Origin of the sequence: Hymenobacter sp., assembly GCF_036388155.1 — a bacterium.
GTDB lineage: Bacteria > Bacteroidota > Bacteroidia > Cytophagales > Hymenobacteraceae > Hymenobacter.
Genome location: NZ_DASVSI010000060.1, coordinates 99680 through 114068 on the forward strand (window position 1 = coordinate 99680; position 14389 = coordinate 114068).

A 14389-nucleotide genomic window follows, 5' to 3' on the forward strand; every position below is an offset into this window, starting at 1 on the left:
TACAGCCGCGCGGCTTCCGTCCTCACGCGGGCGGTTGGTTGGAATCGGCGGCTGGCCGGTTGCGCTGGCATTTTTCGCCGCAGTACTTCACGGCTTCCCAGTTGGCCCGCCATTTTTTGCGGTACTCGAACGGCCGGCCGCAGGTGACGCATACTTTGGTGGGCAACTGGCCTTTGCGAAGTTTGGAGGGAAGCATAGCGGCAAGCGAGGAGGGGAACTGCGATGCAAACCAGCCAGCTTCCCGCGAAGTTTTGGGTACTTTTCGGGCCTCGAACGCTGGTTGCCGCTGCGGCCCCACCACCCAGGCGCTCGGCTTTTTCCTCTATGACCACCACCAACGCTCCCGACATTCTGGGCCAGGGCCTACTGGCGTACCACCGCGGCAACGCCGACGCGACGCTCACCGTGCACTGCAACGTGGCCGACGACGAGCCGCTGTCCGCCTCGTACTTCTTCCGCACCCTACTGCAAATGCCCGAGCTGGAGCGCCTGGCCCTGGACCAATGCCGCGGCCGGGTGCTGGACCTGGGCGCCGGGGCCGGCTGCCACAGCCTGGAGCTGCAAAGCCGCGGCTTCGACGTGAAAGCGGTGGACGTGTCGGCCGGGGCCGCCCAAGTCATGACCGAGCGCGGCGTGCGCACCGTGGCCCGCCACGACCTGTTCGACCCGCTACCGCCCACCGAGCTGCCTTACGACACCATCTTGCTGCTCATGAACGGCTTGGGCCTGGCCGGCACCCTGGAAGGGCTCGACAAGTTTCTGGCCCACGCCCGCACCATGCTGGCCCCCGACGGCCAGATTCTGGCCACCTCTTCGGATGTCCGCTACCTGTATGAAGACGAAGACGGCGCCCTGCTCATCAACCTCAACGGGCCGTACTACGGCGAAGTCCAATACACGCTGAGCTACGCAGGGCAGCAGGGAGCCACGTTCCCCTGGCTATTCGTCGATGCCGCGCTGCTCAACGACGCAGCCGAGGCCGCCGGGTACACCGCCGAGTTCCTGGGCGAGGACGATGACGAGCAGTACCTCGTGCGCCTCACCCCAGTAAAGTAGTGCGGACAAAGTAGCGCGGACTTTGTAGTCCGCGTCCCCGCGCCGGTAGCGCCGTTCGGGCATCGTTCGGGTGTCCGCCGGGGACGCGGACTACAAAGTCCGCGCTACTTATACTCGAGGCCGCTGTAAGTAACAATTTCGCCCGCTAGCCTTTTTCACCAGAAATTCTCATGACCGATAACGCCGTCACTTACCGCACGCGCTGGGCCGACATGGACCCCAACGGCCACATGCGCCACTCTGCCTACGCCGACTTCGCCGCCGACCAGCGCGTGGTGGTCCTGGCAAAAATTGGGTTCGACGTGGCCCGTTTTGCCCAGCTGCGGTTGGGCCCCATCCTGTTTCGGGAGGAAACCAAATACCTCAAGGAAATCAGCATCGGCGAAGAAATTCACGTTGATGGCCAGCTGGTCTCGGCCACGCCCGATGGGGCGCGGTGGACCATTGTGCACACCGTCTACAAAGCCGACGGCCGCGTGGCCGCCACGGTCACCGTCGACGGGGCCTGGCTCGACCTCGACCGCCGCAAGCTCACGGTGCCGCCCGCCGAGCTGGCCGCCGCGTTTGCCTCCATGCCCCGGATGGAAGACGCCGCCGGCTAGCTGGTGGCTCGCACGGCCGCGGCCGGGCGCAGGGCTTTGGTAATGCGGGCCACCTGTTGCTGATGATGCAGCAGGTGGTCGAGCAGAAATTCCATGACCTGGTAAATGGTAATCCGGCCCGAGCGCGGGTGCGGGAAGATGGCCCGGTTCAGCAGGCGCCCCGGAAACTCGTTGAGCAGGCGCTCCAGCTGGCGCCGCGACGACTCCCAAGTCCGGCGCAGCTCGGGCAGCGAGGGCACGTTGCCGGCATCGGTCAGCGTGGCCACGCCCCTGGGGGCTTTGTACTTGAGGCCGGGGAGGCGCAGCAGCAAGCGCACGAGCTGCGCCCGCAGGCGGGTGAGCAGGCCCACTTTGGGCAACTCTTCGTTGGCCTGCACCTTTTTCTGCACATATTGAATGATGTTGCCTTCGATGAACAACAGGTGGTGCACAACTTGGGCAGCCGACCATTTGCCCGGCGCTGGCGCGGTGGCACTGTCGGCCCCCAACGCTTCGGCCGAGGCCAGGAGGCGCTCGGTGGCCCTTTCCAGTTGTTCAAATTTGAGGTGCAGGCGGTGGTTCATGAGGGTGGGATTGGTGGGAGCGAGCGCTGAGGCGCAAAAGGTACGCCAATATTATAACTGGCGTTTTTTCAAGCCCTGGGCGGGGCCGTGCTTGTGCTTTCCAGAGCCACGCAGCCGCTTTCTGGCCTGGGCCCCTAGTTTTGTCCCGCATGTTTCCCCACCCACCGTTTCTGCGCGCAGCATGGCCCGTCCAAGTGCGGGTGCTTGTTGTGCTGCTGCTGTACGCCATCTACCTGCCCCTGAGTGGCTACACGCAAAGCCACTTCCGCTTCGATGCCGCTGAGTACTGGGAGCTGTCGCTGAAGTTTACCCCAAACGGGGGCTTCTCCCTGTTGGCTTTCGACGACCCGTTGCGGGGGTACCTGGGGCCGCTGCTGCTGTTGCCGGCCCGCTTGTTGGCGCACTTCACGGGGTGGTCCATCATGACCACGTCGAAGGTGCTGGGGGCGGGCTGGGCGGCGCTGCTTTTCGGCGTTGCCATTCCGGAGTTGTGGGCGCAGGTCACGGGGCGAGCTGTGTCGGGAGGGCGCTGGCTGGTGCTGGTGGGGCTTGCGTTCGCGTTTTGGCGGGGCTACTTCAACTTCACGCTTACCGACATGCCGGCGCTGGCGCTGCTCCTGCTGAGCATGGTGGCGGCGGGCCGGGCCGGCTGGGCGTGGGCCGTCGCGGCCGGGCTTTTGGTGGCCGCGGCCGTCAACATGCGGCCCGTGTACCTGGCCTGTGTTCCGGCTTTTGGGTGGCTGATGTGCCATGCCCGGCCGATGAGGAACGTGTGGCCGCGCCTGGCTGCGCTGGTGCTCGGGGCCGCGCTGGTGCTGCTGCCGCAGTTGCTCATCAACCGCCTGCATTTTGGGCAAAACACGCCGCTGGTGCTTGCCCGCCTGGCCGGCATCCAGGCCAGCAGTCTCTACCTGGAAAAGATGAATTGGGGGCTGGAGCAGCAGAAATACGAAACCACTTACGGCATCGATTACCCAGACCCCGCCGCGTTGTTTCTGGACCGAGCCGGTTCCCACCTCCTTCGCGAGGCCGGCGTTTCTTACTTTTCCACCTATCAGGCCTACGTGCAGGCCATGCTTAGTCACCCGGGTACCGCCGTAGGAATTGGCGCCCGGCATCTTTTCAATGGCCTCGACATTCAATACCCCACTCCGTATGTCAAGGCCATCTACCAACCTACCTGGGGGCTGGCCTGGTTGAATTATACCATGTGGTTTGGGGTGTGCTTGCTGCTGCTTCGCACGTCGTGGCGCCGTTGGCCACTTCGGCGCTGGCTGGTGGTGGCGGTGCTGCTTTTGCCGTGCCTGGGTACGTTGCCCATGGGCATGGAGTGCCGTTACCTGCTGCCGTTGCACCTGCTGCTGTGCGCGGCGCTCAGCTTCGGCTGGCCCGCCGAGTGGAATTGGGAGGCATTTGGGCGCCTTGCAACGGGCCGACGGCTGGCGTTGCTGGTTGCGTACTTTGGGTTTGTTGGGCTGTGCTTTGTCGTCTCCGCTTCGGCGCAAGCCACTTTGGAGTACGGTCCTCGCTCGTTGTTCTAAACTTTGTGGCTAGCAAGCAGAAGCATCCAAAAAAACGGTCATGCTGAGCGGAGTCGAAGCATCTCGCTTGCGCAAGTAATTCATTTAAGTAGTCGCGCAGAAGGAAGCGTATTTTCCGGTCCGACCGCCCGAGGCGGTCCGACCGGTTGCTGCCCGCGCGTTCCGGTAAACAACGACGACCGGTCGGACCGCCACGGGCGGTCGGACCGGCGGCTCGGCCCACTCCGCGCTTATTTCTGCACCACTACTTATCTATTGCAGTAGAGATGCTTCGACAAGTGGACGCCAGATGAGCGTGACGTTGTAATGGCTTACTGCCCACGCATCCTAGAACGATTGGAATTGGCTAACACATAAAAAAGCCCCGCTGGAATACCAGTGGGGCTTTTTTCTTCATCTTAATAAGCACACTTACGCTTTGGCGTAGGTCACTTCTTTCACGGCTTTCACCACGCGGGCCACGTTGGGCAGCGAGGCTTCGATGAGCGTAGGCGCGTAGGGCAGGGGCACGTCGGCGCAGGTGATGCGAATGACCGGGGCATCAAGGAAATCGAAGGCGCGGCGCTGCACGATGTAGGCCAGCTCGCCCGAGATGCTGGCCAGCGGCCAGGCTTCTTCGATGACCACCATGCGGTTGGTTTTCTTCACCGAGTTGATGAGGGTGTCGTAGTCGATGGGGCGCACCGAGCGCAGGTCAATTACTTCCGCCTCGATGCCTTCTTTGGCCAGTTCATCGGCGGAGGCGTAGGCCACTTTCATCATCTTGCCGAAGCTCACCAGCGTCACGTGCTTGCCTTCGCGCACGATGTTGGCTTTGCCGATTTCGAGGAGGTACTCTTCTTCGGGCACTTCGCCCTTGTCGCCGTACATCAGTTCCGATTCCATGAAAATGACGGGGTCGGGGTCGCGGATGGCGGCTTTCAGCAAGCCTTTGGCGTCGTAGGGGTTGCTGGGCACCACCACCTTCAGGCCGGGCGTGTTGGCGTACCAGTTCTCGAAGTTCTGCGAGTGCTGCGACGACAGCATGCCGGCGTTGCCGGTAGGCCCGCGGAATACGATGGGGCAGGAGTACTGGCCGCCCGACATCGAGTAGAGCTTGGCCGCCGAGTTAATGACTTGGTCGATGGCCACCAGCGAGAAGTTGAAGGTCATGAATTCGATGACCGGAATCAAGCCGTTGGCGGCCGCGCCCACGCCGATGCCGGCGAAACCCAGCTCGGCAATCGGGGTGTCAATCACCCGCTCGGGCCCGAACTCGTCGAGCATGCCCTGGCTCACTTTGTAGGCGCCGTTGTACTCGGCCACTTCTTCGCCCATCAGGAACACCCGCGGGTCGCGGCGCATTTCCTCGGACAGGGCCTCGCGCAAGGCCTCACGAAATTGAATTTGACGCATGGTTTTGGTTAGGTAAACAGCGGTTTTAGGCCGTCTGGCAAAGCTACGACAGCCCGGGGCGTTGGGCAAATTAGGGTAAGCGGGTGTGGGTGTAAGAGGGTGTGAGGTATAATCTATTTCGATGGGCAACTCTTACCCTCCTGCCTTCATACCCTCACCCCCTACTTCAGAGCCTCTCGAAATACTTTGCCTTGGGTATAATCCTGAAACTCCAGGTCCTCCACGGCGCGCTGGGCGTAGGTGCGGTCGAGGGCCACGGCTTGCTTGAGGAGGTCGCCCACGGAGGCTTCATTTTTCTGGCGGGCGGCCACCACGGCCATGCCATAAACCGGCGCGGCGGCCGTGGGGCGCAGCGTCTGGGCCAGCTTGTATTGCTCCAGGGCCAGGTCGTAGCCTTCGCGGCCCACCAGAATCAGGCCTTTGTTGAGGGCATTTTGGTAGGAAGGGCCGGCGTATTGCAGGCTGCGCAGGGCTTCGTCCGACTGGCCCACTTCGATTTCCAGCGCGGCGCGGTCCGAGAAGACTTTGCGCAGCAGCGGGCGCGGGCCACCCAGCTTGATGGCGTAATCGTAGTTCTGCAGGGCTTCAAGGCGGTCGCCGGCGCGGTGGTAGGCCGTGGCGGCGTGGTAGAAGAACTCGGCCGTGGGGTTGCGGTGCGCGGCCAGCGTGAAGTTGACGGCGGCGCGGCGGTAGTAAGCGGTGCGGGTTTTGGGAGTGGGTTCCTTTTCGGCGCGCTGCAGCAGCACCACGCCCAGGTTGTGAAAGGCCTCCCAGCTGTTGGTGTTGGCCGCAGCTACTTCGTAAATGCGTTGTTTTTCGGCAAGCAGCGGCGTCAGCGTGGCGGAGTAGCGCAGCTCTTCGGGCGTCAGGGCATCGGCTTCAATCTGCTTGTCCACGATTTTTTTCGACAGCAAATACACTTCCGAGTCGTAGCGCTTGGGGGCGGTGTAGGTCACGGCCACGGTGCCAAAGCGGAGCACGGGGTAAATGTACTGCTCGAGGTAGTCGAAGTAAGTGAGCTTGTGCAGGGCCTTTTCTTTTTGCTCGAAGGTGCCCTTGGTGTCGTTGATGATGGACACGACGGAGTCAATCTGGTCGGGCTTCAGGGCCGAAGTCGTTACCTTTTGCAGGAAGGTGTCCCACTTGCGCACGTAGGCCAGCGTGTCGTAGCGAATGTTCTCGTTTTTATTGAGATACGAAAAGTTTTTCACCCGTTGCTTGTAGTAATACAGCAGCATGCGCACGCGCTTGCTGGCCAGCAGGCGGTTGTGGGCGTCGGTAGAGTCGGGCGAGTGCCCGGCAATGATGAGGACCTGCTTGGTGTTTTGGTTGGCGTCAATCAAGTCCTCCAGGGCCTGCACGTTGGTGCCCAGGTAGCCGCGGATGAACCACTTGTCTTCGTCGAAGAAAAAGGGCAGCACGCGGGTGCCGCTCATGTTATTGCTGGCATTTTCGGGGAGCAGCGTGAGCACGGTGTCTTCGCGGGTCACGAGGCGGGCGGGGTCGGCAATGCCGCGGGCCACCAGCACGTCGTCTTTGCCGCGCAGCACGCGGCCGTTCTTTTTCAGCTCGCGCACTTGGGGGTGGGCCAGGAGCTCGCCGGGGTTGCGGTTGGGGGTGTTAGGCAGGGTGAATTTTTGTGTGGCCACCAGCTGGCCCTTCTTCTCGTCGTCGTACACGTAGTTGCCCACCGTGAAGGCGATGCGGCCCAGCGTGTCTTCGCGCAGGCCGTGCTCGTAGCGGTAGCGCAGCAGCATTTCGTAAGCTACGCCCTTGCGGAGGTGGTTGGCTGGCACCCGGGCGGTTACCTCAAACGGAACCGATTCGCCCGAGGCCAGAAGTGGGGCGGGCCGGGCCACCACGGTGCGGCCAGCTTCGGCTTGTTTTAGTACCCGCGGCAAGGCGCAGGCCGACAAAAAAAGCGTGGCTGTGAAAAGCCCATGGCTCAGTGGCCGCAAAAATTTACTCATCAAAATAGGCAACGGTGGAAAACGAAAGTCGGCCTTACAAACGTAAAAGACTTCGAATTAGTCGGCCGCAGGGCCGCAAAATTACGTAACGGGGCTTGCCCTGGCCCGGGCAAAGCCTTATCTTAGCCCAGAGAATCTGTCTTTCGCTAGCCGCTACCGCTCATGAAACGCTTCACCGACTACCTCGAAACACAGTCTTTTGGCTTATGTTCGGCCCTTGCCCAGAAGTGGGGATTTAGCACGCGCAGCGTCCGGCTGTCGTTCGTGTACGCCTCGTTTTTTACCTTTGGCTCGCCCATCGTGCTCTATTTCGCCGGAGCTTTTTGGATGAACGTGCGCCGCGCCATGCGCCAGCAGCGCAGCACCGTGTGGGACCTGTAATACCGGCCGAGGGCCAATAGAGACGCACTATTTTGCGTCTCTATTGGCCGCGCCATATGCCTCGTTCAAACGCAAGTCGTTCAACCACGAGCCGCAAAATAGTGCGCCTCTACCCCGTTCAGAGGCCTGGGATGTTGGCGTAAACCATCGAATTAACCGCTGTTTGATTTATCCAAGTCCGTTTGCCCGAGTACCCCGAAATTTCATTTCGGCCCGGTAGCACAATGGTCAAAGGTTTTCCGGTGGTTCTGGCGGGCCGAAATGAAATTTCGGGGTACTCGTTCTAGCTAACGCAAACTATTTCTTGCAGCACGCACGGCCAGCAGCCTCGCGGCTTGAGGCTACTGGCTTTACTTCAAGCCCAACTCGCTGAATTTCCGCTTGCCTCCGGCGAAGTAGGCCCACACCAAGCTGCCATTGTACACGCCCGCGCGTTGCGAGGCCCGCAACTGCGGCCTGGCGGCCCGGCGCTGCTTGCGCCAGTAGCCAAACTTGCCGTAAAAGCTAAAATGTGCCCGTAGTACCGCCCAGAAATTGGCGAACTCACCGCCGGCCAGGAAGCGCAGCCCGGCGACGCCATCGAGCAGCAGGCGCTGCAACACGCTGCCCGGCAGCTCGCGGGCCGCCGTGTTCTTGTAGAGCATGGCCAGGCCGTTGCGAAAATTGAGGTAGGTTTTGCGCGGGTTGGTTTTGGGAAGGGTGCCGCCGCCCACGTGGTGCACGGCGCTGCCGCCGTGGTACCACACCTCGTGCCCGGCGTTTTGCAGGCGCCAGCAGAGGTCTATTTCCTCCATGTGGGCAAAGTAGGCGGGCTCGAAGCCGCCCATGGCCTGCCAGGCGGTGCGGCGCAGCAGCAGGCAAGCGCCGCTGGCCCAGGCCACGGGGCGCGGGTCGTCGTACTGGCCCTGGTCTTTTTCGAGGGTGTCGAAGAGGCGGCCGCGGCAAAAGGGGTAGGCCAGCCGGTCGAGGTAGCCGCCGCCGGCCCCGGCGTACTCGAAGTGTGTGGGGTCGGCGTGGGCCAGGATTTTGGGTTGCACGGCGGCGATGCGCGGGCTGGCTTCGAGCAGGGCCCGCAACGGGCGCAGCCAGCCCAAGGTCACTTCCACATCCGAATTGAGCAGCACGAAAAACTCGCTGTCGACCTGCGCCAGGGCTTGGTTGTAGCCTTCGCAAAACCCTAGGTTGGAGTCCAACAGCAGCAACTCAACCAAGGGAAAGTCGCGGGCCAGCAGCTCCACCGACTCATCGGTCGAGGCATTGTCGGCCACAATCACGCGCGCACCATCGGCGTGGGTGAGTACGCCGGGCAGGAAGCGCCGCAAAAAACGGGCTCCGTTCCAGTTGAGGATGACAATGGCGACGTCGGCGCACACACCGGCCGCTGCACGCAAGGGCGCTGCGCTTGATGTCGCTTTGCTCGATAAAGCATGAGGAGTGAGGAAGGAGAAATTTTCTTCCCCCTCCTCGTTGCTGGTTTTCATTCGCTCTGCTTCCAATTCCTCATTCTTCATTAAGCGCAGCGTCGGTTAGGCGCCAAAGCCACTCAGGTCGAGGCCGGGGACGTTGGGCATGAGGCCGCTGGTTTTGCGCTGCAATTCGAGGCGGGCTTGCTCGGCGGCTTCGTCGAGGGCTTTGTTCACGGCGGCCACCACCAAGTCGGCCAGCATGTCGCGGTCTTGCGGCGTGAGCAGGGTTTCGTCAATTTCGAGCTTCAATATCTTGCGGTGGCCGCTGGCCGTGGCCCGCACCATGCCGCCGCCGGCTTCGCCAGTGGCCGTGATGTGTTGAATTTCCTGCTGGGCCTGCTGCATTTTGTCTTGCAGCTCTTTCACTTTGCCCATCATGCCGGTCAGGTCGAATGCCATGTGCTTGTTGTCAATTAATAGTTGGAAGTTCCTTGCTAACAAGCAAAGCTCCGAAAAGTGCGGCCGTTAGTCCACCATACGATGCCAAAACCGCAATAGAAGTTGGCCAATGGTAGCTAATTACTTCAAAATAGTAACAGCCCCCGTAGCAGTGAACGGCGTACCGTCCTCATTGTTTTGCTGAAAACGCCACACGTAGGCCCCCAGCACCGGCGCATGCCCTTTGATGGTTCCGTCCCAAGCGTCCGTGCGCTTGGTGCCGCGAAATACCTCCTGCCCGTTACGGTCCACCACCACAAACACGTAGTTGTCCAAGTATTTGCCTTTCACTTCCAGCACGTCATTCAGGCCGTCGCCGTTGGGCGTGAAGGCGGTGGGAATGGCGAGCAGCAGGCGGCGCGTGACGGTAGCCACGTTCGAATAGCTGAACGTGCCCGGCGGCAACCCCGCCCCGCTGATTTGCAAGCGGTAGCGCAGCACCTGCTGGTTGGCCGGCGGCGTCAGGTCGGTGTAGGCGTTGCCGCTCACCGGCACGGAGCTGACGGGATTGCCGCTGCGGTCCACGCGCTGCAGCACATAGGTAGCCGGAATGCTCGCGTCGGGGCCGGTGAAGGCGGTCCAGGAAAGGCTGGCCGTGGTTCCGTCGGGGGCGTCGGCCCGCGCGGTGAGCAGGGCCGGGCAGGCCGCCGAGCTTTCGGCCGAGGCGTTGGCACACACGTCAACCAGGCGGGCCGAATAACAGGGCGGCGCAGCCAGCAAATCGGTCAGGGCCGTGGAATCGCGGCGGGGCCGCACGCCGGTGGCGGTGCCAAAGTCGGCGGCCGGGCCGCCACCGGCGGTGCGGCGGTAGCGCAAGGTGATGCCAGCCGCCAAAGGCGCGGTCAAAAGCGGACTCACCACCACCACGTTATTGAGGTTGAAGCTGGCCAGCAGCCGCGGCGCCGGGGGCGGCAAATTGGATTGCGTGGTGATGGTGACGGGGTTGGACACCGCCGTGCCACCGCCGGGCTGCGTCGCCGTCACCTGATAGGTATACGCGGTGCCGCACTGCACGTCGGCGTCTTCCAGCCCGCCCGGGATGGGACGAAACGTGCTGAGGGGCACGTTGTTGCGCAGCACGGTGTAGGTGGTAGCCCCCGCGGCGGCATCGCTCAGCAGCAGCTGGTTGCGGTTTTGGGCCGAGTTGCCCGTTAGGCTAAGCGTGCAAATGAGGGGCGAAGCCGCCGTGCTGGTGTTGCAGGGGTCGGTGCGCAGCACCCGGTAGCAGCCTGCCGTGGGAGCTGGAAGCGCAAAGCTGGTGCTCCCCGCCGGCACCGGTGCCACGTCCCGAAACCCGCCGGGCGCGCTGCCATCGGCTAGTTGCAGGGTGTAAGTGTAGCCCGCGGGCAGGTTGCCAACCGTGAGGGTGGCCGCCCCACCAGGCAAGGGCCCCTGCAACGCCAGCCGAGTGAAACCGGGAACCACCGGTGGCGCCAGCGCCGCAAGGGTTTGGGTGGCGGAGCCGGTGCACACGCCATTGGCCGCGTACCGGCCCGTCACGGTCACGGTGCTCCCGCCAGCTGCGCTCACCACCGTGGCCTGGTTGCGGGCTATGGCCTGCGGGGCGCCCGTGCCCACTTGCACCGTGTAGCTGTCATACACGGCGTCGGTTACGGTAACCAACGCCGAGCCGCTGGGGCAGGGCGCTACCGTAAAGGTGGGCGCTGGGGTGTCGTACACCCGGAAGGTGCGGATGTAATAGGTTGCAGTACCAGCCACAGGGTCATTGGCTAGTTCAGATACCGTCACGTTGGCCGCAACCGTAGCCGCCGGAGTGTACACGTAGGTGGAGGGATTTGGCGGCTCGCAACTCGGCGAAAACGTGGTGCCGACTCCTGGCAGCACCCCGTAGCGCAGCAAAGTCGGGGGGATGTTGCGGCCAGCACAGGGCTCGAAGCGAACAGGTCGCCCAACACAAAAGGCGTCAACCGGCGTGTTAGTATTCACGTCGATGGCGACGAAGGTGCAGCTCAGGGCGGGACCTTGCAGGCAGTTTTGCGCCCTGGCCACTTGCCCGGCCAGCACCAGCAACAGAACGAAAATCCAACGGTTCAACAGCTTCATAGGCAGCACACGTAACGCAGCCTGCGCCGGAATAGCGTCTGCGCCTCGCCAAATCTCATCCATTATTTTTCAACAAGGTAAACCCGACGGCTGCCCTCCGAACGGCGCACGTCGCTATTGCCAATCAAACTTACGGACGAAGGCGGCGGCTCGGTGCAGGTCGGGGTACAGCACCCGGTCTTGGCCCACAAATTTTACCTCCTGGCCGAACGCCTCCACCACTTGCTCCAGGGCGTCGGAAGTGCGGCCGGGCCGGCGGAAGGCCAGCGCTTGCACGGCCGTTAGCAGTTCGATGCCCAAGACTTGCTCCACGTTTTCGATAACGCGGCGCGCCTTGGTCGCCGCGTTGGCGCCCATGCTCACGTGGTCTTCCTGGCCGTTGCTGCTCACAATGCTGTCGACCGATGCTGGGGTGCACAGCTGCTTGTTCTGGCTCACGATGCCGGCGGCAGTGTACTGCGGAATCATCAGGCCGGAGTTCAGGCCGGGCTCGGCCACCAAGTAGGTGGGCAGGCCGCGCTGGCCGGAAATGAGCTGGTAGGTGCGCCGCTCCGAAATGCTGCCCAGCTCGGCCACGGCCACGGCCAGGTGGTCGAGGGCCAGGGCCAGCGGTTGGCCGTGGAAGTTGCCCCCGCTCAGAATCTGGTCGTCGTCGGGAAAGATGTTGGGGTTGTCCGTGACGGAGTTGCACTCGGTTTCCACCACCTGCGCCACGTAGGCCAGGGCGTCGCGGCTGGCGCCGTGCACCTGCGGCTGGCAGCGGAAGGAGTAGGGGTCCTGCACGGCCACCCGGGGCTGGGTTTGCAGCTCCGACCCCGCCAGCAGCTCGCGCAGGCGCTGGGCCACTCGCACCTGCCCGGCGTGCGGCCGGATGCGGTGCAGGTTCTCGCTGAAAGGCGCCACGCCCGCCCCAAACGCCTCGGTTGAAAGTGCCCCGATGACGTCGGCCGCCGCAGCCAGGCGCTGGGCCCGCAGCACCCCGTCCACGGCGTAGGCCAGCATGAACTGGGTGCCATTGAGCAGGGCCAGGCCTTCCTTGGCCTGCAGCGCCAGCGGCTCCCAGCTGAACAGGCTCATGGCGTCGGCCGCGCTCAGCCGGTAGCCTTGGTAGTTCACTTCGCCAAGCCCCAGCAGCGGCAGGCAGAGGTGCGCCAGGGGAGCCAGGTCGCCGCTGGCGCCCAGCGAGCCCTGCTCATACACCACCGGCAGCATTTCGCGGTTGTACATGGCCACCAGGCGCTCGGCGGTGGCCACCTGCACGCCGCTGTGGCCGTAGCTCAGGCTCTGCGCTTTTAGAAAAAGCATCAGGCGCACGAGGTTGCCCGGCACTTCGGCCCCGGTGCCGCAGGCGTGCGACATCATCAGGTTGACTTGCAGCTGGGCGCGGGCCTCGGGCGCAATGCTGACGTTGTAGAGCGAGCCAAAGCCGGTGTTGATGCCGTAAATCGGGGCATTGTCGTGGGCGAGGCGCTGGTGGAGGTAGTGGTGGCAGGCGGCGATGCGCGCTTTGGCGTCGTCGCTCAGGGCAACGGGCCGGCCGTCGGCCAGCAGGGTGGCCAACGCAGCCAGGGTGAGGGGCTGGGTGGGCGAAATCGTATGGGTGGGCATTGAGGGGTGGGTGGGGTGAAGCGGGTGGGCAAAGAACGAAAAATTCTCTCTGCTGCCACGTGAGCTGGGGAATTCATGACCATGCTTGCGGGGCCATCCGGGCCGTGTCGCAACTCCTGCAACGGGCTTGCGGCATTCATTTCACCCGCCGAATTCACCCTGCCCAACGGCGCTCACCTTTTCACCGGCACAAAGCGGCGCACCGCAAATTCAGGCCCAATTTCTATCGTCATCAAATCCTCGCCCAGCTCCAGCGGGCCGGCGTAGGTAGCGCGGGTGCGCGGCAGCAGCTCGGCCGCGGCCGGAGGCGGCACGGCGGGGTCGGTGGTGAGCAGCACGATGTGGGAGTACACCGCCAGCCGGGGCTTCACGCGGTTGAAAACCCGGGCGGCGTCTTCCGGCAAGGTGTGGTAGCTCAGTATCTGGCGGGCCGTTTCGGAGGCGCGCAGCAGCTCGGGGCGGGCCGCGGCTACTTCGTGCACCAGCAGGTCGGTGCCCTGAGCCGCCCGAATCAGGTTTTCGCTGAAACCCGTGTCGCCCGACAGCACCACCGACCGCCCCGCGTAGTCGACGCGGTACCCAAAAGCCGGCTTGAGGTGTTCGCCGTGCGCCACCTCGAATGCGGTGACGCGCACGCCGTCCTGCTCAAACACCACGCCGGCCGCAATGTCGGTGGCCGCCACGGTGGCCCCGGCAGACGGCGGGCCTTGGTCGGCCCGCACGCCCAAGTCCCAGGCGTAGGCCTGCTTCAGGGCGGCCGCCATGGCTTGGGTGCCGGCCGGGCCAAACAGCCGCAGCGGCGTGGCCCGGCGGCCGTACACGCCCGGCAGCCAGCCGGTCAGCCAGAGGTCGGGAAAGCCCACCACGTGGTCGGAATGCAGGTGGGTGAAAAACACGGTGTTCACCGTGCCCAGCGGGATGCGGAGCTGCCAGAGGCGCTGGCTGACACCCCGGCCGCAGTCAAACAGCAGCTTGGTGGGGCCGGCTTCGACCAGGATGCTGGGCCCGAAACGTTCGATGTTGGGGATGGGCGCGCCGGTGCCCAGCAGGGTCACCTTAAGCGTTTGGGCCGGGGCCAGGACTGGGCCTAGCAACGCCAGGGCCAGCAGCAAAAGGGTGGACAGCTTGCGCATAATAAGCGTGGCTAATAGCACTTCCCACAAGCGCTTATTTAATATTGAATATATAACTTATTATTAAAAATTGGTTCCGTCCGGTCCGACGCCCTAGGCGTCCGACCGGTTGTCGGTCACCGGCCGTCGGAATACCGTGCTTGCGACAACCGGTCGGACGCCTAGGGCGTCG

The 14389-nt window shown here is 63.4% G+C and carries 13 protein-coding genes; 4 read left to right on the forward strand and 9 right to left on the reverse strand.

Annotated elements, in window-relative coordinates:
* Positions 1-22: 22 nt before the first annotated feature.
* Positions 23-196, reverse strand: a complete 174-nt coding sequence (locus VF629_RS08665) for a DUF2256 domain-containing protein (RefSeq protein ID WP_331058073.1) — start codon at positions 194-196, stop codon at positions 23-25.
* A 128-nt stretch (positions 197-324) separates the two neighbouring features.
* Here VF629_RS08665 and VF629_RS08670 point away from each other — a divergent pair, with 128 nt between their 5' ends.
* Together VF629_RS08670 and VF629_RS08675 are read left to right on the forward strand one after the other, a co-directional pair.
* Entirely contained in the window at positions 325-1056 is a 732-nt protein-coding gene (locus VF629_RS08670; protein WP_331058074.1) for a class I SAM-dependent methyltransferase, read from the forward strand.
* Between the two features lie 170 nt (positions 1057-1226).
* Complete coding sequence (locus VF629_RS08675) at positions 1227-1658, forward strand: thioesterase family protein (protein WP_331058075.1); 432 nt, start codon at positions 1227-1229, stop codon at positions 1656-1658.
* Here the strand turns inward: VF629_RS08675 and VF629_RS08680 are convergent.
* Positions 1655-2221 carry a DinB family protein gene (locus VF629_RS08680; RefSeq protein ID WP_331058076.1) on the reverse strand — a complete coding sequence of 189 codons (567 nt, stop codon included), beginning with the start codon at positions 2219-2221 and terminating at the stop codon, positions 1655-1657. The genes VF629_RS08675 and VF629_RS08680 overlap by 4 nt on opposite strands.
* Before the next feature lie 149 nt (positions 2222-2370).
* On the opposite strand from VF629_RS08680, the gene VF629_RS08685 reads away from it, so the two are divergent.
* Entirely contained in the window at positions 2371-3762 is a 1392-nt protein-coding gene (locus VF629_RS08685; protein WP_331058077.1) for a hypothetical protein, read from the forward strand.
* Between the two features lie 411 nt (positions 3763-4173).
* Here VF629_RS08685 and VF629_RS08690 read toward each other — a convergent pair whose 3' ends face one another.
* Complete coding sequence (locus VF629_RS08690) at positions 4174-5286, reverse strand: pyruvate dehydrogenase complex E1 component subunit beta (protein ID WP_331058078.1); 1113 nt, start codon at positions 5284-5286, stop codon at positions 4174-4176.
* A gap of 32 nt (positions 5287-5318) precedes the next feature.
* A complete protein-coding gene (locus VF629_RS08695; RefSeq protein ID WP_331058079.1) occupies positions 5319-7127 on the reverse strand; it encodes a tetratricopeptide repeat protein in 1809 nt (602 codons plus the stop codon).
* A 162-nt stretch (positions 7128-7289) separates the two neighbouring features.
* On the opposite strand from VF629_RS08695, the gene VF629_RS08700 reads away from it, so the two are divergent.
* On the forward strand, positions 7290-7508 hold the full coding sequence (locus VF629_RS08700) for a PspC domain-containing protein (RefSeq protein WP_046242767.1): 219 nt from the start codon (positions 7290-7292) through the stop codon (positions 7506-7508).
* A gap of 350 nt (positions 7509-7858) precedes the next feature.
* Here the strand turns inward: VF629_RS08700 and VF629_RS08705 are convergent, their stop codons facing one another.
* The 5 genes from VF629_RS08705 to VF629_RS08725 form a co-directional block, all read right to left on the reverse strand.
* Positions 7859-8899 (reverse strand): glycosyltransferase family 2 protein, encoded by a 1041-nt coding sequence (locus VF629_RS08705; RefSeq protein ID WP_331058080.1) that lies wholly within the window; start codon positions 8897-8899, stop codon positions 7859-7861.
* Positions 8900-9034: 135 nt separating this feature from the next.
* The gene (locus VF629_RS08710) at positions 9035-9373 is read right to left on the reverse strand and encodes a YbaB/EbfC family nucleoid-associated protein (protein WP_331058081.1); all 339 of its coding nucleotides are present in this window, start codon (positions 9371-9373) and stop codon (positions 9035-9037) included.
* 120 nt (positions 9374-9493) lie between these two features.
* A complete protein-coding gene (locus tag VF629_RS08715) occupies positions 9494-11476 on the reverse strand; it encodes a gliding motility-associated C-terminal domain-containing protein (protein ID WP_331058082.1) in 1983 nt (660 codons plus the stop codon).
* A gap of 114 nt (positions 11477-11590) precedes the next feature.
* The gene (gene hutH, locus VF629_RS08720) at positions 11591-13084 is read right to left on the reverse strand and encodes a histidine ammonia-lyase (protein WP_331058083.1); all 1494 of its coding nucleotides are present in this window, start codon (positions 13082-13084) and stop codon (positions 11591-11593) included.
* A gap of 173 nt (positions 13085-13257) precedes the next feature.
* Positions 13258-14217 carry an MBL fold metallo-hydrolase gene (locus tag VF629_RS08725; protein ID WP_331058084.1) on the reverse strand — a complete coding sequence of 320 codons (960 nt, stop codon included), beginning with the start codon at positions 14215-14217 and terminating at the stop codon, positions 13258-13260.
* Positions 14218-14389: the final 172 nt, after the last annotated feature.

Excerpts from the sequence above, each read along its gene's own strand:
- VF629_RS08680 (WP_331058076.1), bottom strand. The coding sequence starts at position 2,221 with ATGAACCACCGCCTGCACCTCAAATTTGAACAACTGGAAAGGGCCACC.
- VF629_RS08695 (WP_331058079.1), bottom strand. The coding sequence starts at position 7,127 with ATGAGTAAATTTTTGCGGCCACTGAGCCATGGGCTTTTCACAGCCACG.
- VF629_RS08675 (WP_331058075.1), top strand. The coding sequence starts at position 1,227 with ATGACCGATAACGCCGTCACTTACCGCACGCGCTGGGCCGACATGGAC.
- VF629_RS08710 (WP_331058081.1), bottom strand. The coding sequence starts at position 9,373 with ATGGCATTCGACCTGACCGGCATGATGGGCAAAGTGAAAGAGCTGCAA.
- VF629_RS08700 (WP_046242767.1), top strand. The coding sequence starts at position 7,290 with ATGAAACGCTTCACCGACTACCTCGAAACACAGTCTTTTGGCTTATGT.
- VF629_RS08715 (WP_331058082.1), bottom strand. The coding sequence starts at position 11,476 with ATGAAGCTGTTGAACCGTTGGATTTTCGTTCTGTTGCTGGTGCTGGCC.
- VF629_RS08665 (WP_331058073.1), bottom strand. The coding sequence starts at position 196 with ATGCTTCCCTCCAAACTTCGCAAAGGCCAGTTGCCCACCAAAGTATGC.
- VF629_RS08685 (WP_331058077.1), top strand. The coding sequence starts at position 2,371 with ATGTTTCCCCACCCACCGTTTCTGCGCGCAGCATGGCCCGTCCAAGTG.
- VF629_RS08725 (WP_331058084.1), bottom strand. The coding sequence starts at position 14,217 with ATGCGCAAGCTGTCCACCCTTTTGCTGCTGGCCCTGGCGTTGCTAGGC.
- VF629_RS08670 (WP_331058074.1), top strand. The coding sequence starts at position 325 with ATGACCACCACCAACGCTCCCGACATTCTGGGCCAGGGCCTACTGGCG.
- hutH (WP_331058083.1), bottom strand. The coding sequence starts at position 13,084 with ATGCCCACCCATACGATTTCGCCCACCCAGCCCCTCACCCTGGCTGCG.